Here is an 18,968-nt window from a genome sequence, read left to right on the forward strand (position 1 = left end):
CGAGGGGCTAGTTTGTGCGCCTGACGGGCGCGACGACCTTGATGACGGCGGAGTCGTCGGCGGCGGCCAGGCCCTGGGCCTGGCCGAGGAGGTAGAGCTGTTCGGCAGCGGCGGCGACGGGTGCGGCCAGGCCGGCGGCGCGGGTGGCCTTGCCGACGATGCCCATGTCCTTGACGAAGATGTCCAAGCGGCTGAGGACCTCGGCGCCTTCCTCGTTGTATGCCTCGAGGATGCGGGGGCCGCGGTTGGACAGCATGAACGAGCCTGCGGCACCTGCTTCCAGGGCCGCGAGCGTCTTCGCCTGGTCAAGTCCGAGGGCGTCCGCGAGTGCCATGGCCTCGGCGGCAGCGGCGATGTGCACGCCGCACAGCAGCTGGTTGACGGTCTTGAGGGCCTGGCCGTCGCCGGGCTTGTCGCCCACGATGCTTAGCGTGGAGGCCAGCAGTTCCAGCGCGGGCCGGGCCTTTTCCTGGGCGGCCGGCGTCGCGCCCACCACGATCAGGAGGTCGCCTTCGCCGGCGCGCTTCGGGCCGCCGGAAAGCGGCGCGTCAACGAGTTCGACGCCGTACTCGGCCAGGCGGGCAACGGTGGCCGGAATGGCTTCGGTACCGACCGTGCTGCCGAGGATCACGACGGCGCCCGGCTTGAGCACAGGGGCGACGCCGCTCTCGCCGAAGAGAACGTCATCGAGTTGTTCGCCGTTGCGCACGGCAAGGAGCAGGGCGTCGGCGCCTTCGGAGGCTTGACGCGCCGAAGCGAAGGTGCGGATCCCGGCGTCGGCGGCGAGCTTCAGGCGCGGTTCGGCGATGTCGAAGCCGTGGACGGTGAGCTGGGTTGCCAGGCGGGTGGCCATCGGCAGGCCCATGGCGCCCAGGCCGAGGACGGCGACGGTGTAGTTGCTGGTCATGGTGTTCTCCATTGAATGCGGTGGCTAAAAGGTACTGCTGAGCTTGCGTGTGACTTGCGCCAGGGATTCGTCGTCGCCCACGTTGCCGGCGAAGACGATGTACGGGATGCCCTTCGCGGGTCCGTCCACCGGCTCCCACAGCGAGACGATGCCGGGCAGCATCGGGCCGCGGACAATCGCGTGGCGGATTTCCAGGCCGTGTGCGGCCACGTCCGAGGACGTGATGCCGCCCTTGGCGATGACGAAGCGCGGCGGGAAGGTCTTGAGCGTCCGGTTCACGATCGCGACGACGGCGGCAGAGACGGTGCGGGCAATCTTCAGGCTCGCCGCGGCGTCGTCCGTCTTGATGAGCAGTCGGCTCGTGTGGACGATGACGTCGCCGTCGCGGAGGGCGTCGACGACGGCGGCGACCACAGTTCCGATGTACTCGTCCGCGCCGCTAACGAAAAGTCCCTCGACGTCGATCTCGATGATGCGGGCGGCGCTGTGCTGGGTCGTCAGGGTGTTGAGCTGGCGCGTGGTGAGGCCGACATGCGAGCCAACCACGATCAAGCCACCGGCTGTGGAGGGAGCGTTGCCTTCGTATGCTTCCTCGCCGCTGAGCGCTTCGCGGATTTCCTGGCCGATGCGGCCGCGGACGAAGGGCGGGCCCACGCGGTAGAGCAGCTTCTTTCCGCGGCGTTCGGCTTCTTCCAGTCCGAGGGCCAGCGCGCGGAAATCGTTCTCGGTGACGACGTCCGCGACGATTGGCGTGGAGTTCGCAGCGGGTTCGATCGCGTCGGCGATGGCCTTGGCGGAGAGGTCGGGATCTCCGGCGGATCCATTCGCGGCAGCAGCGCCGGCGCGGATGATGTTCAGGTCGAGGACGATCACGGAATCCGCGGCGAAACGGCCCTGCGACTTCTCCTCCACATACTTGGCCAGCTCGGAATTGGCGAACCCGAAGCTCGCATCCTTGGCGAATTCGGTCTCGGCAACCGGGGTGAGCTTGCCGGCGTCGTCCCCGGTGCCGCGCATGTAGTGCACGCCGCCGATGGTGACGCGACCGGCGTCGGGAAACGCCGGGACCATCACGACGCCGTCGGTCGCTTCGCCGGTCACGTCAGCGATCGTGGCGGCAATGACGTCCGGTTCCAGCGGGTAGTGGCCGCGGAGGGTGGAGTCGGAGCGGCTGACGAACCCCAGGCGAACATCGTCGCCCGCTGCGGCAAGGGCGTTGCGCACGATTTCCTCGTTGCGGGCGGCGGCCTCAACCGTGTCCAGGCTGCGCGTGTTGGTCAGCACATAGACCGCGGGCTGGGACTGGCTTTCCACAATGTGGGCGAACGCCCATGTGAAATCGGCGGCCTCCCAGCGGGTGAGTACCGGCAGGTTGGCGACTGATTGGGTGCCCGTGGGGTCGTCGTCGAGGACTACCAGGACGCGGGGCGAGGCTCCGGAAGACGCTGCTACGGCGTCTGCAACCAGCTGAGCGGGGATCTGGACTTCAGCCGGGAAGGCGGCCAGAACATCGGCTTCAAGGGTCACTGTGCACTCCATCGTGGTTTTGAAAGTAAATGTAAGATGTCAGACATCTAATATTTGAATGCTAGTGTGACACACCCGCTTTCGGCTGTGCAAGTGTCGGTCGTCACTATGCTTGACGCATGCTTCAAGAGCCTCCCGCCGTCGCGGCACTACATGTGGACATGCGCCTTCCAGCGACTGCCGCCAACACGACGCCGGGACGACCGTCCCAGCCTCCGGTCCTGCTGCTGCACGGCTGGGCGTCGACGTCCGCCTATTGGGAGCCGCTCGCCGCCGAACTGCTCGACGCCGGGCGATCCGTCTGGATCGTCGATTTGCCCGGGTATCACCGCGGGGACATACTGCCTCCGGGCTTCCAGTGGACCCTGGAATCAGCGGCCGATTCCGTGGCTGCCGTTGCTGTCCGGAACGCATCGCCGGTCCACATTGTGGGCCACTCAATGGGCGGCAGCGTAGCGCTGACGTTGGCGGCCGCGCATCCGGAGCTCGTGGCCAGCGTGGCGCTGGTCGGCATGGTTCCGGCTCCGCCGAACGAAGGCTTCAAATCGATGCTCGAATCCCAGCTAGGGCATGGCTTCATTGACGACGCGACGCGCGCCAAGTGCATGAAGGCCTGGTTTGAAAGGCTGTCCGGGGAGGACGAACGATTGCTTGGCCAGGCATTCGAACTGCCCTTTGAGGTCCTGGGCCCAAGCGGCCTCGCCGCGATGGCGGGAGTGGCTGAGGACGTTCCCGGAAAGGTGACGGCACCGACGTTGGTGATTGCCGGCGTCGGCGACCGTCTACGCTCGCTGGGCCAGGCGGAAGCCTACGTGGCGGCCAGTCCGCTGCGGAAGCTCGTGGCGGTCCCGGACGCCGGGCACAGCGTGCATTGGGAGCTGCCACATGCTTGCGCACTGGCGCTCGGCGCGTTTTGGAACGAAAGCCGGCAACCGCCAGCGTAAGATGTCAGACATCTAGGAACGGAGCATCATGGCACGTAAGTCGCTGGTCGGCATTGTCGCTGACGAGCTGCTGGACCGCATCATCGCGGGTGAATTTCTGCCGGGAACAGTGGTTCCCGGCGAACTCGAGTTGAGCGCCAAGCATGAAGTCAGCCGCATGACTGTCCGGGAGGCCATGAAGACCCTCGAGGCCCAGCGAATCCTCAGCGTGGAGCGCGGCCGGGGAACGTTCGTCAACCCCTTGAACCGATGGGCGTCCCTTGAAGCTGTATTGCGTGCGGCTTCGGAGGGAAAGAACGACGCCGCAGCGGCCGTCCAGCTCATCGAGCTGCGCCGCATGCTCGAGACGGGGGCCTGCGAACTCGCCGCTTCACGGATTTCCCCCGAGGAAATCGACCAGCTGCAGGTTCATGTTTCCGCCATGCAGAAGGCCCACGATTCCAACGACCTGAGCGCATTCGTCGAAGCGGACCTCGGCTTCCACGATGTCATCCTGCGCGCCTCCGGCAACGTCTTCGTGGCCGTGCTCTTCGAACCACTGCACCGCGTCCTGGAAACCCGGCGCACTCAGACCTCGCAAATCCCCGATATCCAGCGGCACGCGATCGGACATCACCGGGCCATCCTGAAGGCACTCGAAGCCAGCGACGCCCCCCGCGCCCGCGAGGCCATGGACGCGCACATGCAGCAGACCCTCGACGATCTCAGGACGTACGTCCTGGACGCCTAGCTTTCAGGACGCCCTGGGACGCCCGCTCACATAAACGGGCCATTCCACGGACCCTCGCTCACATATATAGGCCAATCCCCGGACCCTCGCTCAGATCATCTGCAGTAGGGCTCCGCCATTTGGCCTCACGTGTGAGCGAGCGTTCGGCCGAAAGGCACCATAGGTGAGCGAGCGTCGGAAGGGCACCAGGCATAAGTGAGCGAGCGTTCGGCCATTTGGCGCCATAGGTGAGCGAGCGTCGGCGGGGACCACCCCTGTTCCCCCGGCCTTGCGTCGGCTAGTCTGCTTTCACGGCCTGCCAGGCCCGCAGTTCAGGCATCAAGGACGATCATGAGGAGCAAGAATGGCTGACCACACATATAGCGTTTCCGAAATTGTTGGAACCTCGTCCGAGGGCGTCGACGCCGCGATCAGGAACGGGATTTCGGCCGCGAGCCAGACTCTTCGGAACCTCGACTGGTTCGAAGTCAAGGAAATCCGCGGCCACCTCAGCGAGGGCGCCGTTGCCGACTGGCAGGTAACCATCAAGCTCGGATTCCGTCTGGAGCGTTAAGAAGCCCTCAAAACCCCGAAAACGACGATGGCCGTCAGCCTTTCTGTGGAAAGGCTGGCGGCCATCAGTTGCGAGGCTGGACTCACCCGCGGGTCCAGACTTGGACGGGGTCACCGCCACAGAGGAGTCGCCGGCCACGGCCGGCAAATTCGATCCACAGGAATTCGTGGTCAGAGGAAACTTCGTCCACAAGGCCGGCGTCGAAGCCCCATTTGTCCTCCTGGATCCAGACGGTTTCGCCGCGGCTGAGTTCCGACCACTTCGACGGCGGCAGGTGAAGTGCCGCTCCAGCGGGCCGTTGGGCCGACGTCGTGAAGTGGCTGGGGCCCCACACACCCAAGGTTTCGGGACTCATCGGGACTCAGCGACCAAGTACTCGCGGTGCCAGACAGTTGCCGCGCCGTTGTGGGACGGGAAGACGTGGCCTTCGAAGAACGTGCGCACCACGTGGGGTTCGCCCTCAGGGCTCCACTGACCGGATGCCGGGCAGTGCGAACCCGTGGATCCCGCGGACCCGGCGGTAGTTGCCCGCTCCCTCAGCAGCGCGATGCGTTTCATCGTTGAATTCCATCCTTGATATGCGAAAAGGTCTGAATTCAGCGTAAACGCGATTCAAAAGCCGCCCAATGGGCACATAGACAAAATCACGCCGATTCACTATGCAGCAGCACAGTGACGTGGAGCACTTTTGGCTGAAACTCCCTCAGCTCTCGCCCATTGCATGACGCTCGGACAGCTCCGGGCTCGTCGTCGCCGTTCCCGCACCAAATGCGGTTCCCGCACCAAAGCTGCCCAGCAACTTCAGCGCATCGTCCGACGGCGAACCTGCCTTCGCGGAGTAGACCCGCAAGACCTGGTCCGGGTCCTCCGGCAGGGCCAGATTCTCGAAGTTAAGTTCCACGTCCCCCACCGCGGGGTGGTGCAGGCGGACCGTGCCAGCCGAGCGTGCCGCCACTCGATGCCCAGCCCACCATTGGCGGAAATGTTCGCTGTTCACGGCGAGTTCGCCCACGAGCTGGTTGGCCTGGGGATCGTCGGGGTGCCGCCCGGTATCCGCACGCAGGGAACCGGCGGCTTCCGCGGCGACGGTTTTCCAGTCCCGGAACAGTTCGCGCGCCTGGGGGTCCAGGATCAGCCAACGGGTGAGGTTTCGCTCGGCGGGAGGCATGGACGGGAAGTCGGCAAACAGCAAGACTGCCATGCGATTGGCTCCGAGCACGTCACTGCGCCGGCCAAGCAGGAGCGCCGGAACGTCACCCACGGCATCGAGGAGTTGGCGCATGGCCGGCCGCACTCGTGGCGTGGGAGTCGGGGCTTTGGCGCTCGACGCGCAGTGCCCTAGGAGGTCCATCATGTGGGTGTGCTCGCTTGAGTCCAGGCGAAGCGCCCGCGACACCGATTCAAGGACCGCCCGGGACGGATGGATATGGCGGCCCTGTTCGAGGCGCGTGTAGTAGTCCGTGCTGACATCGGCCAAGCGGGCAATCTCTTCCCTGCGCAGCCCTGGCACACGGCGCGCGCCGGACCCGTCTGGCAACCCTGCATCCTCCGGCGACATCCGGGCACGCATGGCTTTGAGGAATTTTCCGAACTCGGCGCTTTGACCCATGTCCCCATTCTTCCCCTCCCAAGGGCCTGTTTCTATGGCCAAGGTAGGACTGCGAGTCCTAGGAAAAACAGGGGGCGTCAAAACTAATGATTGTTGCTTCGAAAGTGCATAGGCTCGAAAAAGCCAGTCAGGCAAACCACCCACCAGCGACGAAAGGGCCGGACATGTCCAACGCTCAGAATTCAACCGTTCCCGGGCTCGTCCTGAACAACTCGGTCACCATCCCCCAGCTCGGCTTCGGCGTCTTCCAGGTCCCACCTGCCGAGACCCAGAAAGCCGTGGAAGACGCGCTTGAAGCCGGGTACCGGCACATCGACACCGCCGCGGCGTACCGGAACGAATCCGGTGTCGGTGCGGCAATCAAGGCTTCCGGAATCGCCCGGGAGGAACTCTTCATCACCACCAAACTCCGCAACGGCGAACAAGGCCGGGCCGCGGCGGCATTCAACCACAGCCGCCGCGAACTCGGCCTCGACGTCATCGATCTCTACCTGATCCACTGGCCCGTGCCATCGCAGGGCCTGTTCGTCGACGCGTGGAAGGCACTGGAAAAGATCCATGCCGACGGCGGCGCCCGGGCAATCGGGGTCTCCAACTTCCTGCCGGCCCACCTCGACACGCTCCTGGCGTCGGCCGACGTCGTTCCCGCCGTGAACCAGATCGAACTGCACCCGACCTTCCAACAGCGGGAACTGGCAGCGAAGAGCCGCTCGCACGGGATCGCCGTCGAGGCCTACAGCCCGCTGGGGCAGGGAGCGGACCTGGGGTCGGCAACGGTCACCGAACTTGCCGAAACGCACGATGCCACTCCCGCCCAGATCGTGCTGGCCTGGCACCTCGGAACCGGCAACCTCGTCATCCCCAAGTCCGTCCACCCGGAGCGGATCCGCCAGAACCTCGCGGCGGCGTCGTTGCAGCTCACCCCGGACGAACTGGCAGCCATCAGCGCGCTCGACGCCGGTGCCCGCCTCGGCGCCGACCCCGCCGTCGCGTCCTTCAGCCAGATGTAGAAACCACCGCAGCGTAAGGAACCCGAAACCATGCAGTACACCCACTTGGGCCGCTCAGGCCTCAGCGTCTCGCGCTTGTGCCTCGGAACCATGAACTTCGGCCCGCAGACGGAGGAATCCGTAGCGCACTCCATCATGGATTCCGCACTAGATGCCGGCATCAACTTCTTCGACACCGCCAACGTGTACGGCGGCCATGACAACCGGGGATGGACCGAGGAAATCCTGGGCCGCTGGTTCGCCAAGGGCGGCGAGCGCCGCGAACGCGTGGTGCTGGCGACCAAGCTCTACGGATCCATGACGGACCGCCCCAACGAGTCCAAGCTCTCCGCCCTCAACATCCGGCGCGCCTTGGACGCCAGCCTCAAGCGGCTGCAGACCGACTACATCGACGTCTACCAGTTCCATCACGTGGACCGGAACACGCCGTGGGATGAGATCTGGCAGGCCATCGAGGTTGCCGTCCAGCAGGGCAAGGTCCTGTATTCCGGAAGCAGCAACTTCGCGGGCTGGCACATCGCCCAGGCCCAGGAGGTGGCCGCGCGACGCAATTACAACGGACTCGTGAGCGAGCAGTCCATCTACAACCTGCTCACCCGCAACGTCGAACTGGAAGTCATCCCGGCGGCCCAGCAGTACGGCCTCGGGCTGATCCCGTGGTCGCCGCTTCACGGCGGCCTTCTGGGCGGGGTGCTCAAGAAGGAGCGCGACGGCGTCCGTCGCCTTGAGGGCCGCGCGGCCGAGACCCTGAAGAAGCACGAAGACCAGATCCGCCAGTACGAGGACCTCGCCGACGACCTTGGCCACGAGCCCGGCGACGTGGCCTTGGCCTGGTTGCTGCACCAGCCGGCCGTGACCGCACCGATCGTGGGTCCGCGCACGCAGGAGCAGTTGGACGCTGCCATCAGGGCTTTGGATGTCACCCTCGACGCCGATGCACTCAAGCGGCTCGACGACATCTTCCCGGGCCACCGGACCGCACCGGAAGACTATGCGTGGTGACTTCTGCACCGTTGCGCCTGCTGTTCATCGGCGGGACCGGGACCATCAGCGCGGCGGCGGCGGAGCGCGCCGTCGCGCTGGGTCACCGGCTCACCGTGCTCAATCGGGGACTGAGCTCGGAAAGGCCGGTCCCTCCGGGCACGGAATTGTTGCAGGCAGATATCCGCAACGCCGCCGAGGTGGCGGAGGTGCTGAACGGCCGCGAGTTCGACGTCGTCGCGGACTTCATCTCTTTCACGCCGGAGCATGTGGCCGCCGCGGTGGAGCTGTTCCGCGGCCGGACCGGCCAGTACGTGTTCATCAGTTCGGCTTCGGCCTACCAGAAGCCGCCCGCACACTTGCCGATCCTTGAGTCGACCCCCTTAAGAAATCCTTTTTGGAAGTACTCCCAGGACAAGATCGCGTGCGAAGACCTTCTCGTGCGGGCTTACCGCGACGAGGGTTTCCCCGTCACTATCGTTCGGCCTTCGCACACCTATGACCGCACGCGGATCGCCCTTCTGGGTGGCTGGACGGACATCCATCGGATGCGGGAAGGCCTGCCTGTGATAGTCCACGGGGACGGTACCTCGCTGTGGACCCTCACCCATACGGACGATTTTGCGGTGGCCTTCGTCGGCCTCCTCGGCCGGCCGCAGGCTTTGGGTGAAAGCTACACCATCACCTCGGACGAAGCGCTCCCGTGGGACCAGGTTTACCGGCTCTTCGCCACGGCGGCAGGGGTGCCGGAACCCGAACTGGTGCACATCGCCTCGGAGACCATTGCCGCGCACTCCCCGGAGCTTGGTCCCGCGCTTCTCGGGGACAGGTCCCACTCCGTGGTCTTCGACAACACCAAGATCAAGACGCTGGTGCCGTGGTATCGGGCAGAAATTCCGTTCGCGGCAGGCGCACGTGAGATCGTCCGGTGGCATGATGAACATCCAGGCATCAAGCACGTGGACCAGGACTTCATGAAACTCAGCGAGCAACTGGTCCAATGGGCACGAAGGCCGATCTAGCAACTGAAAGGACAGGACCATGGCACTTGCTCCGACCGTCAGGCTCAATGACGGTAATGCCATTCCGCAGATCGGCCTCGGAACCTGGCCGCTCGACGACGCCCAGGTCGCCACGGCGGTGGTGTCCGCCGTCGAGCTTGGCTACCGGCACGTCGACACGGCGTACCGCTACGGTAACGAGGCCGGCGTCGGGCAAGGCGTGCGGGACTGCGGCGTCCCGCGCGAGGAACTGTTCATCACCACCAAACTGGACGGCACCCACCAGGGCCGTGATCGCGCCGTCGACGGCCTTGAGGGCTCCCTCAAGCGCCTCGGGCTGGATTACGTGGACCTCTTGTTGATCCATTGGCCGCTCCCCCAACGGAATGAATTCGTGTCCACTTGGGAGACTTTCGAGCGACTCCAGGCTGAGGGGAAGGTGCGCTCGATCGGCGTGTCCAACTTCAAGCCCACGCACCTCGAACGGCTTCTGGAGGAAACCTCAGTGGTGCCGGCCGTCAACCAAATCCAGATCTCGCCGTCCATCACCCGGATCGATCAGCGTGCCTTCAACGGCAGCCATGGCATCGCCACGGAATCGTATAGTCCGTTGGGGGCCGGTCGCGATCTCCTGAATGCCCCGGTCTTGGCGGCCATCGCGAAAAAACACGGAAAGACGCCAGGTCAGGTCGTGCTGCGCTGGCACGTGCAGGAGGGGCTCGTGGCCATCCCAAAGTCGGCCAATCCGCTGCGCATGAAGGAAAACCTGGACGTCTTCGACTTCGCTTTGGACCACGACGACCTGTCCGCGATCGCCACCTTGGACGCGGGTGCCGATGCCGGTGTCGACTCGGACGTACAAGGCCACTGAGGCAGCATTCCATCACCAACACTGAGGACGGCATGGCAGAGAACATCGACGGAACGCTCATCTGGGCAGGCGCGTACACCGCGGACAGCGACGGGAACGGAACAGGCATTGGCGCAGTTGCGGCACGTGAAGATGGCAGCATTGCTTGGCTGGGCACCGCCGTCGAAGCACCGTCGCCGTCGTTCCTTGCCGTTCACCCCACGCTGCCAGTGGTGTATGCGGTAGCTGAGGCCGCCCAGACGGTCCGGGCATACCGACGGACCGGGCTGTTCGGCCTTGAACCCCTGGGCGAGGCCTGGCCGGCTGGAGCTGCGGCCTGCCACGTCGCCGTCGACCCTTCCGCCCGTTTCATCGTGGTCAACTGTTGGGGCGACGGCAACGTATTGCTGTACGGGCTCGACGACGACGGCGGCATCACCTCGCGCTTTGCCGCGCCGCCGGCGAAGGATCCACACGCGGGCGTCGACGGCGGAATCGACATCGCCACGGGCGGCCCCCGGGTGAGCCGCGCCCACGCAAGCCTCATGCTCGAGGACGGCCGGATCATGACCACCGACCTCGGCTTCGACCTCGTACGGGTGTGGAACTATTTCCCCGACACCGGCCTGCTTCCTGACCACCAAGTCGCACTCCCCATGGGCAGCGGCCCCCGGCACTTGGTCCAGCACCCCTCCGTCGACGCCGTCTTCGTCCTGACCGAATATTCCATCGAAGTGGTGGTGCTCCTGCCCGGAGCGGACGGCCGCTTTGTGCTCCACCGGCTCGGTCCCGCGACGGCCGGTGGGGCCGCCGACGGCGACACAGCCGCCGAAATCGCACTGTCGCCGGACAATCGCTTCGTCTATACGGGCATCCGCGGCTCCAACCGGATCTCGGTACTGGCCGTCGAAGGCAGCGGAACCCGCCTCCGACCCGTGGCTGACGTGCCCAGCGGAGGAGACAGGCCCCGCCACCACCTGGTCCGCGACGGCTGGCTCCACGTGGCGCACGAGCGTTCCAACCAAGTCACTACGTTCGCATTGGACCCTTCCACCGGCATCCCGGGCGATGTCCTCAACCAGCTGAACTTGGGTTCCCCCACCGCTTTGGTCGTAGCTCCCTGAGCGGCTAATCCATGCGTGAGATCTCGCCGCTTTGCCAGCTCCAAAGAGGCGAGATCTCACGTCTCGATGCGGTGCCTAACCCCGTACAGCCTCGTCCACAGCCGCCAGCAGGGAGTTGAATCGAGGGTTGGTATCGAGGTCATCGATGAGGACTGCGCGTCCGCGTTCGTCGGCTAGCGGGACTTGCCAGTTCGGGTAGACCTCCGACGTCGTACCGGGCTGGTTCTGCACCCTCCGCTCCCCCACGGCATCCACCAGCGCAACGCCAAGCAAGACCGACGGCGCAAGGGCGAGAAACCGATGCAGCGCCTCAATGACCTGCTCCTCGCTAAGCTCCTGGCCGCTGCCGTCGAATCCGGCCGGCAGCAGGCCCCGTTCCCGCAGCAACCCCATCATCTTGTCCAGGCTCGCCTCGTGCTCGGCCCGTTCCTCGGCCACGCTTCGTTCAAGCAAGCCCAGTTGGCTCCGGAGTTCCACATGATCGCCTGCGAGGTACCCGGCGGTCGGCGGGAGGTCGTGGGTGTTGACGCTGGCGAGGGCCTGCGTTCGGTAACGTTCGGGCGGCAGGGGCGAGTCGCCGTCGTACTCAAACCAGAGGATCGACGTGCCCAGGATGCCACGGGCCGCAAGGTAGTCCCGCACCCAAGGCTCGAAGACGCCCAGGTCTTCGCCGATGACCACGGCACCCGCGCGGTGCGCTTCCAAAGCGAGGATGCCGATGAGGGCCTCGTGGTCGTAGCGGACATAGGCGCCGTCGCGGGCGGAGTTGCCAGCGGGCACCCACCACAACCGGAACAGCCCCAAAATGTGGTCCACGCGGATTCCGCCGGCGTGGCGAAGGACGGTGGAGAGCATCGCGCGTAACGGGGCGTAGCCCGCCTCGGCCAAACGGATCGGGTGCCACGGCGGCTGGTTCCAGTTCTGGCCGAGCTGGTTGTACATGTCCGGTGGTGCGCCCACGCTGACACCCGGCGCGAAGCTGCTGCGCAGGGTCCAGGCGTCGGCGCTGCTGAGGTCCGCCCCGACGGCGAGATCGTGCACCACTCCTAGCCGCATGCCGGAACGCTTCGCGGCGGCCTGGGCTGACTCGAGCTGCTCATCGCAGATCCACTGAAGCCAACGGTGGAAACCAATCCGGTCGGCCAAAGCCCGGCGCATCGACTCAACCTTGGGCGAACCGAGGGTGGCCGCGGGGTCCTGCCAGAAGGGGTCGTCCGGCGACCGGTCCTCGCGGATGGCGCACCAAAGGGCGAAATCGTCCAAGCCCGGACCTGACTCACGGCAGAATTCCTCGAAGGCGCGCTGCCGGGCCGGAGAAAGCTTGACCGTGTGAAGGAGTTCCAGGGCAGCGAGCTTGGCGGCGAAGATCTGGTCCCGGTCCAGCCGTTCCGCGTCCTTGTTGAGCGCGTGGACGTCATCCAACAGCCGGTCCACCGTGGCGCGCTTCCGGGGCTTCACATATGCCAATTCGGGAATGGATTCGACCCGAATGTAAAGGGGGTTGAAGAATCGCCTGGTTGACGGAGAATACGGCGACGCCTGAACCGGAGGCACCGGATCCGCGGCATGCAGGGGGTTCACCAGGACATAGTCGGCACCGCGTGCGCCGGCCAACGACGCCAAATCGGCCAAGTCCGCGAAATCCCCAATACCCCATGAGCGCTTCGAGCGCACCGAATACAGCTGCGTTGCGAGTCCCCAGCCGCGCCGTTCCTCGAGCTGCGCTGCCGTCTGCAACTTGGCTGGAACCACGGCCAGCGCGGCGGTGGCCGTCACGCCGTCGGACTCGGCCGTCAGCGAGTGCCAGCCGAGCGGCAACCCGGCCGGCACCTCAAAGGTGGCACGGCCTGTGGGCACTCCATCCACGTCGCGCGGCGACGCCCAGTCCTCCTGTTGAATGGCTTCGAGTTCCGTTCCGTCCTCGAGTGAGATCGTCAGACGGGCCGGCGAACCGTCGCGGACATGGACGTGAACAGCCGTCGTCGTTCCCTCCTGGACGACGACGGCGGGCGGCAGCATCCGTCGCCACGGCGCCACTTCCGCGTCCGCGAGGGCAGCCTCGATCTGCTCGTCGGAATGGGCGGCGACTCCCAGGGCACCGAGTACCTGGATCAGCGTGGTGGGTGAAACATCGTGTTGCAGCCCATCCCAGCCGTGGAACGACGTCCCGACGCCATGAGCGTCTGCGAGCCGGTGAAGCAGGTCCTCGTCAATGGCGATGTTCGGGGCGGGTGGCATCGCCGTGGGGTCGGTGTCCTGCTGGATGGGAGTGTTGGTCATGTCCGCCTCGTCTGCGATGTGATTCGTCCGAAGGTGCATACCGCCCCGCGTGCAACTCGGGCGAGGCAACTGGTTCCGATTATTGCAGGGCGGTGGGGGCCGTCCCAGTTATTCCGACAGCATGACGCCCCCAACCCGAAACCCTCGCTCACAAACAACCGCCACAATCCAAACCCTCGCTCACGTATGGGCCCCAAACTCGAAACCCTCGCTCACATACGCCTGGGGGCGGCGTGGTACATGATTGAGCCATGGAGGCCGTAGACGCGCTCAACGAAACCGCCTTCTGGCTGGAACGGGAACTCGCGGACGGCTTCAAGGTCCAGGCGTTCCGACGGGCTGCGGGCATCATCGCCGGCCTGAGCCAAGAGGAACTGATTGCCCGGGTCAGGGATGGCCGGCTCAAGCGAACCAAGGGAATCGGCAACCGGACCTTCGAAGTGATCAACCAGGCCCTGAGCGGTGCTGTTCCGGACTACCTTGAGAACCTCCGCCGTCGTGGCGCCGAACCCTTGGTCAACGGTGGACACACGCTTCACGCCAAGCTCCGGGGCGATCTGCACAGCCACAGCAACTGGTCGGACGGCGGCTCACCGATCGAGGTCATGGTCACCGCTGCGAATATTCTCGGACGGGAATATCTCGCGCTTACCGATCACTCCCCCAACCTCACCATCGCCAACGGACTCAGCCCCGAGCGCTTGATGGAGCAACTCATGGTTGTGGATGGAATCAACAACGGGCAGTCCAGCTTTCGATTATTAACCGGAATCGAAGTGGACATCCTGGAGGACGGAGGGCTGGACCAGTCCGCGGAGCTGCTGAGCCAACTCGACGTTGTGGTTGCCAGTGTCCACTCGAAGCTCCGATCCGACAAACGGTCCATGACCCGGCGTATGCTCGGCGCAATCGAAAACCCGCACACGAACGTCCTCGGTCATTGCACCGGCCGACTGGTCAAGGGATCTCGCGGAACACGGCCCCCATCGGAGTTCGACGCCGAAAAGGTATTCGCGTCGTGCGCGGAACATTCCGTCGCCGTCGAGATCAATTCGAGGCCGGAACGCCAGGACCCGCCTGACGAATTGATTCGGATGGCCCTCGACGCCGGCTGCCTCTTCAGCATCGACAGTGACGCCCATGCCCCCGGCCAGCTCGACTTCCTGCAATACGGAGCGGAGCGGGCAGAAGCGAACGGTGTACCCGCCGACCAGATCATCACGACGTGGCCATTGGATCGCCTACTGGAGTGGCTCCAGCCCAGGCAATAGTCCCCGCCGTCGCCGCCAACTGTTTAATGCCCGACGGCGACTTCCGCACCCAGCGCCGACGCCCGCCGTCGGACCCTGCCGATGCGACTGCGGGAGGGTTCACCAAAATGGCTTCATAAGTGAGCGAGCGTCGTCGAATTTCCCGCCATAAGTGAGCGAGCGTCGTCAGGGCTTCTTACGGAGCGCTGAGCGGACCCGCAACCGCACGGCCGCGACCGCCCAAACAACGGCGAACAGCGCAATCAGCACCAGCCCGGCATCGCCGAGGTCTATTTCGCCGAGCCACGTGGTGACAGGATCGCTCAGCCCGAAGGCCGCGTTGAGGAAGCCGCCCAGCGTGATGACCGAGATGAAGAGCGCCGAGAAGGCCGAGATGCCGGTGATGATGGCGTTGAATCCCAGCTTGCGCTGAGGATCATGGATGGCGGACTTGTACATTCGCATCATTGCCACTCCGTTGACGGAATCGCAGAGCGTCATGGCCGCGGTGAAGGCCAGCGGCAACGCCAGGAGGGCAAGAACGGACACGCCCGCGAGCGACGCCGCCGTCGTGAGCACCAGCAGCCCGATGGTGGTGGCGGTGTCGAAGCCGAGCCCGAACAAGAACCCGATCACATAGATGTTCCGGGGACGCTGGACCTTGGATAGCGGCTTGGCCAAGAGCCGCGCGATGAGCCCTTTGGTTTCGAGGTCGTCGACGGCGATCGCGCCGCCAGCCTGGGCGGCGCGGTACAGCTGCATCGTGCGGAGGAATGCAGACCCGTTGAAAACGCCCATGGCCAGGAGGAAGAGCCCGGAGACGCCGCTGCCGATCAGCCCCAGCACGAGGTGTCCGGTGGTGCCGTCCTCCATGAGCTGGCCCACCAGGCTGGCGCCGCCAACCACCATCACACCGGCCAGAACCACCACAGAGCTGTGGCCCAGGCTGAAGGCAAAGCCGACGCTCACGGGGTCCTTGCGCTGTGCCACGAATTTTCGTGTGGAATTGTCGATCGCGGCGATGTGGTCCCAGTCGTAGCTGTGCTTGATACCGGCCACATATGCCGTCAGCACGAGGCCGAGCGCCAGCGGCTGCCCACCACCGGCGCCACCCACCAGCAGGAGAACGACGGCGGCAAGGTGCAAGAGGACGACCGAGCCGAACATGAACGCGAGTCGCGACTTCATCGGGAGATGCTCGCGCTGGCGGTACATCGAGGCGAACTCCGCGAGTGAGGTCATCAGTACTTCCTGAGGTTCAGCGGCGCCCTGCCGTACCAGCGTTCGCGCAAAAGGCCGGTACAGGCACCAAGCAATCGATTCAGTTCCTCGGTGCTGTTCGACAGGGACCGCAGGATCAGGCCCGTTGTGCCCGCAAGGCTTCGGGTCAGCGACAAGCCCGAGTACGCCTCATACCCCGCCGCCAGCCGGTGCAGTTCGTCGGCGAGCGCCTGGTCAACCCGCGGATCCACCACAATGAGCGATCCCAGGTGGCTGTACCCCTCCATGAAGCCCACTCCGGTCACTTCGCCCAGGGGCGGCCGGATCAGGAGGTTGTCGAGCGCAAGCAGCGCCGCGCCGTCGTCGCCCTCCACCTGGATCTCGTTCCGGAGCCGGAGTTCCCGGTACCGGAAGGAGGCGCCGTCCGGCGACCAGCCGGGAGTGATGACTTCCGCCATGATGAGGCTCGACGTCGGATGCACATTGATGTGCGTATTCTGCCGATAGCTGGCCTCCCGGTAGGCGATGAGCTGGTCGGGAGCCAACTCCAGTTCCGCCCCCTCCCCCAGGCGGATAGTCATCCGCTGCTCAGCAAACGACCCCGGCGTCCGATAGATCTTCGTGGCCGACTGCGTCGTCAAAAGCAACGAAGCCCCGGGCTCGACCTCCACATCCACAACATAGAGATCCGCCCCCAAATACGCCCCGCCCGGATTGACCATGACATAACAAACCTGACCGCTCTGATCCAAGTAGTGCGGCCTCAAAACCCGCAAGGCACCCTGATGAAACTGCTGCACTGCCACGGATCGACCAGCACGTTTCCCTATGACGAGCGCAAGGCGACCCATCTCGGGCCGATCAGCGGACGCGGATGAAGGGGGCCGCGGCGTGGCGGGCATCGCGGAGCGGGCACGGCCCCCTTCATCCGCGGGCGCAGGCCCAGGTGAGATGAGAGCGTTCGCGAGTGAACTCATTGCGCCAGGTCGAGCATCAGGACGTCGTGCCGCATCCATGCGATGACCTTGTCGAGCCCTTCGTCAGTTTTGAGGTTGGTGAAGCAGAACGGCTTGTCGCCCCGGAATTCCTTGGAGTCCCGTTCCATCACTGATAGGTCCGCGCCGACGAAAGGGGCGAGGTCCGTCTTATTGATGATGAAGAGGTCCGACTTGATCATGCCTTGACCGGCCTTGCGGGGGATTTTCTCTCCCTGGGCGACGTCGATGATGTAGATCGAGAAGTCCACGAGTTCGGGGCTGAACGTCGCGGAGAGGTTGTCGCCGCCGGATTCGACGAAGATGACCTGCAGGTCGGGGTGGCGTTTCTTGAGTTCCTCGATGGCCGCCGTGTTCATGGAGGTGTCTTCGCGGATGGCGGTGTGGGGACAGCCGCCGGTTTCGACGCCGATGATGCGGTCCTCAGGCAGGATGCCGTTGGCTGCGAGGATTTTGGCGTCTTCGATCGTGTAAATGTCGTTGGTGATGGCGGCCATGGAAATTTCCCGGCTCATGTGGCGGGTCAGGCGCTCCACGAGCTGCGTTTTGCCGGCACCTACCGGGCCGCCGATGCCGATCTTGATGGGTTCAGACATGTGTCCTCCTATGGTTCTAGCTCATGAACATGCGCGCACGTTGCCATTCGTGCCGCATCTGCGAAATTTCCAGCCCGGGGCTGACGGCTCCGAAGTCGTCCCAGCTGAGGTGCCGGACATGTTCGACGGCGGCAGCGACGTCGTCGTGCGCCTTGCGCAACAGCCGCTGCCCGGAGTTCTGCCCGAGCGGGATGGCGCGCACGGCGTTCTGCGTCAGTGAGGTGACCGCCGCGAAAAGGTAAGCGGCGAGCGCTTCTTCGAACGGTACGCCCAGCGAGCGCGCGACGACGGCGAACGCCAGCGGCTGATGACCGGCAGCCCGGCCCGTGGTCACGAGAGTCCGGTAGGCCTCCAGCTCGGCCGAAGGAAAGACCTCCGTCCCGATCTCGATCAGCCGCCCGCCCATTTTGGTACTGGCCTCCCGCAACTGCCGCGGCAAGAGCTGAGCACTGAGATGCTCATCCAATTCCCCCACAGACACTCCCTCGTACAGGAACCGAATGGCCAAGCCGTCGGAATATGTCAACTGCTGCCCCACAAACGCGGACAGCCAAGTGCCGAATGACGCTTCATCGTGAACCAACCCGCGGTCAATGTACGTCTCAAACCCCAAAGAATGAGCAAACGCCCCGGTAGGCAACGCGGAGTCAGTCAGCTGCTGCAACGCGAGCTGGTACGACCCGCTCATCGGGCGCCTCGCAAGGTGACGTACAAGGCGAAGGCGGGTGATAGGGGCCGCGGTGTGGAGGGCACCGCGGGGGGCCCACTGCCGCGAGGGCCCCGACCCGAGCTTGCGAGGGTTGGGAGCGGCTGGGGACGGGCACGGCCCCTATCACCCGCCGAAGCTGCGGCGACCGAAGGGCTGGCGCCCCAACCCGACCATCGGCCCAGGAGACTAGTGCGTGTGTTCAGCATGGCGGAAAGGCACCGGCATTACGCGTTCCTGGCGGTCGTACGGCACACCGACGTGCTTGAGGTAGTCCTCGACCGTGTGGTCGTACTGGCACACCATGACTTCGGCCCCGTACTCGGACGCCGCGTCGAAGAACTGGGCCTGCAGGTGCCGGTTGCCGAGGGAGTGCGCCACAACACCCATTTCGTAGATGCTGCGCGCGGCGATGACCAGGACGTCGCTCGGCAGCACGGACACCACGATCAGGTTCGCATCCTCGACGGCGAGGATGTCGCCGTCGCGCAGGTCTCCGGAGCCGGCCGGGAGGCGGATGCCGAGCTCCTTCCCATGGTCCGTGGTGACGCGTTGGATGCGTTTGACCAGCTGGGCGCTGGGCAGCACGACTTTCTCCTTGTGGAGGCCGGCGTACTGTTCGGGGTCGGGCAGTTCGTGCAGGTTGCCCAGGATCCTTTCGATGATCATGTGGTTCTCCTCCGG

The 18,968-nt window shown here is 65.1% G+C and carries 20 protein-coding genes; 9 read left to right on the plus strand and 11 right to left on the minus strand.

Going from position 1 to position 18,968, the window contains the following annotated elements; translation table 11 throughout:
• Positions 1 to 7: 7 nt before the first annotated feature.
• Positions 8 to 907, minus strand: a complete 900-nt coding sequence (locus tag ABD742_RS21545; RefSeq protein WP_234753946.1) for an NAD(P)-dependent oxidoreductase — start codon at positions 905 to 907, stop codon at positions 8 to 10.
• A 24-nt stretch (positions 908 to 931) separates the two neighbouring features.
• Positions 932 to 2,434, minus strand: a complete 1,503-nt coding sequence (locus ABD742_RS21550; RefSeq protein WP_234753945.1) for a four-carbon acid sugar kinase family protein — start codon at positions 2,432 to 2,434, stop codon at positions 932 to 934.
• Positions 2,435 to 2,553: 119 nt separating this feature from the next.
• Between ABD742_RS21550 and ABD742_RS21555 the strand changes: the two genes are divergently transcribed.
• From ABD742_RS21555 to ABD742_RS21565, 3 genes are all read left to right on the plus strand, one after another.
• Complete coding sequence (locus tag ABD742_RS21555) at positions 2,554 to 3,378, plus strand: alpha/beta fold hydrolase (RefSeq protein WP_234753944.1); 825 nt, start codon at positions 2,554 to 2,556, stop codon at positions 3,376 to 3,378.
• Positions 3,379 to 3,406: 28 nt separating this feature from the next.
• The gene (locus tag ABD742_RS21560; protein WP_234753943.1) at positions 3,407 to 4,108 is read left to right on the plus strand and encodes a FadR/GntR family transcriptional regulator; all 702 of its coding nucleotides are present in this window, start codon (positions 3,407 to 3,409) and stop codon (positions 4,106 to 4,108) included.
• A gap of 343 nt (positions 4,109 to 4,451) precedes the next feature.
• Positions 4,452 to 4,661, plus strand: coding sequence for a dodecin (locus tag ABD742_RS21565; protein ID WP_234753942.1), 210 nt, complete (start codon positions 4,452 to 4,454; stop codon positions 4,659 to 4,661).
• 82 nt (positions 4,662 to 4,743) lie between these two features.
• On the opposite strand, the gene ABD742_RS21570 is transcribed toward ABD742_RS21565, so the two are convergent.
• The 3 genes from ABD742_RS21570 to ABD742_RS21580 all read right to left on the minus strand — a co-directional run bounded on the left by ABD742_RS21570 (position 4,744) and on the right by ABD742_RS21580 (position 6,270).
• Positions 4,744 to 5,016 (minus strand): hypothetical protein, encoded by a 273-nt coding sequence (locus tag ABD742_RS21570; RefSeq protein WP_234753941.1) that lies wholly within the window; start codon positions 5,014 to 5,016, stop codon positions 4,744 to 4,746.
• The gene (locus ABD742_RS21575) at positions 5,013 to 5,219 is read right to left on the minus strand and encodes a hypothetical protein (RefSeq protein WP_234753940.1); all 207 of its coding nucleotides are present in this window, start codon (positions 5,217 to 5,219) and stop codon (positions 5,013 to 5,015) included. Before ABD742_RS21575 ends, ABD742_RS21570 begins: the two co-directional genes overlap by 4 nt.
• Positions 5,220 to 5,364: 145 nt before the next feature.
• Positions 5,365 to 6,270, minus strand: coding sequence for a helix-turn-helix transcriptional regulator (locus ABD742_RS21580; RefSeq protein WP_234753939.1), 906 nt, complete (start codon positions 6,268 to 6,270; stop codon positions 5,365 to 5,367).
• Positions 6,271 to 6,434: 164 nt separating this feature from the next.
• Between ABD742_RS21580 and ABD742_RS21585 the strand changes: the two genes are divergently transcribed.
• The 5 genes from ABD742_RS21585 to ABD742_RS21605 are packed head-to-tail and all read left to right on the plus strand — an operon-like array spanning position 6,435 to position 11,236.
• Positions 6,435 to 7,280, plus strand: coding sequence for an aldo/keto reductase (locus ABD742_RS21585; protein ID WP_234753938.1), 846 nt, complete (start codon positions 6,435 to 6,437; stop codon positions 7,278 to 7,280).
• Between the two features lie 30 nt (positions 7,281 to 7,310).
• Positions 7,311 to 8,282, plus strand: a complete 972-nt coding sequence (locus ABD742_RS21590; protein ID WP_234753937.1) for an aldo/keto reductase — start codon at positions 7,311 to 7,313, stop codon at positions 8,280 to 8,282.
• Positions 8,279 to 9,283 carry an SDR family oxidoreductase gene (locus tag ABD742_RS21595; RefSeq protein WP_234753936.1) on the plus strand — a complete coding sequence of 335 codons (1,005 nt, stop codon included), beginning with the start codon at positions 8,279 to 8,281 and terminating at the stop codon, positions 9,281 to 9,283. The genes ABD742_RS21590 and ABD742_RS21595 overlap by 4 nt, the downstream gene beginning before the upstream one ends.
• 19 nt (positions 9,284 to 9,302) lie before the next feature.
• Positions 9,303 to 10,133 (plus strand): aldo/keto reductase, encoded by an 831-nt coding sequence (locus ABD742_RS21600; protein ID WP_234753935.1) that lies wholly within the window; start codon positions 9,303 to 9,305, stop codon positions 10,131 to 10,133.
• A gap of 32 nt (positions 10,134 to 10,165) precedes the next feature.
• Positions 10,166 to 11,236 (plus strand): lactonase family protein, encoded by a 1,071-nt coding sequence (locus ABD742_RS21605; protein ID WP_234753934.1) that lies wholly within the window; start codon positions 10,166 to 10,168, stop codon positions 11,234 to 11,236.
• Positions 11,237 to 11,311: 75 nt separating this feature from the next.
• On the opposite strand, the gene malQ is transcribed toward ABD742_RS21605, so the two are convergent.
• Positions 11,312 to 13,516: a 4-alpha-glucanotransferase gene (gene malQ / locus ABD742_RS21610; protein WP_372460979.1), complete on the minus strand. Its 2,205-nt coding sequence runs from the start codon at positions 13,514 to 13,516 to the stop codon at positions 11,312 to 11,314.
• Positions 13,517 to 13,767: 251 nt separating this feature from the next.
• Here malQ and ABD742_RS21615 point away from each other — a divergent pair, with 251 nt between their 5' ends.
• On the plus strand, positions 13,768 to 14,787 hold the full coding sequence (locus ABD742_RS21615) for a PHP domain-containing protein (protein WP_234753933.1): 1,020 nt from the start codon (positions 13,768 to 13,770) through the stop codon (positions 14,785 to 14,787).
• 165 nt (positions 14,788 to 14,952) lie between these two features.
• On the opposite strand, the gene ABD742_RS21620 is transcribed toward ABD742_RS21615, so the two are convergent.
• From ABD742_RS21620 to ureE, 5 genes are all read right to left on the minus strand, one after another.
• A complete protein-coding gene (locus ABD742_RS21620) occupies positions 14,953 to 16,008 on the minus strand; it encodes a HoxN/HupN/NixA family nickel/cobalt transporter (RefSeq protein WP_234753932.1) in 1,056 nt (351 codons plus the stop codon).
• Complete coding sequence (locus ABD742_RS21625) at positions 16,008 to 16,889, minus strand: urease accessory protein UreD (RefSeq protein WP_372460980.1); 882 nt, start codon at positions 16,887 to 16,889, stop codon at positions 16,008 to 16,010. Before ABD742_RS21625 ends, ABD742_RS21620 begins: the two co-directional genes overlap by 1 nt.
• 71 nt (positions 16,890 to 16,960) lie before the next feature.
• On the minus strand, positions 16,961 to 17,578 hold the full coding sequence (gene ureG / locus ABD742_RS21630) for an urease accessory protein UreG (protein ID WP_078106937.1): 618 nt from the start codon (positions 17,576 to 17,578) through the stop codon (positions 16,961 to 16,963).
• A 16-nt stretch (positions 17,579 to 17,594) separates the two neighbouring features.
• Positions 17,595 to 18,266 (minus strand): urease accessory protein UreF, encoded by a 672-nt coding sequence (locus ABD742_RS21635; protein ID WP_234753930.1) that lies wholly within the window; start codon positions 18,264 to 18,266, stop codon positions 17,595 to 17,597.
• 207 nt (positions 18,267 to 18,473) lie between these two features.
• Positions 18,474 to 18,953, minus strand: a complete 480-nt coding sequence (gene ureE / locus ABD742_RS21640) for an urease accessory protein UreE (RefSeq protein ID WP_234753929.1) — start codon at positions 18,951 to 18,953, stop codon at positions 18,474 to 18,476.
• Between the last annotated feature and the right edge of the window lie 15 nt (positions 18,954 to 18,968).

The organism is Arthrobacter ramosus (assembly GCF_039535095.1).
Taxonomy (GTDB): domain Bacteria; phylum Actinomycetota; class Actinomycetes; order Actinomycetales; family Micrococcaceae; genus Arthrobacter; species Arthrobacter ramosus.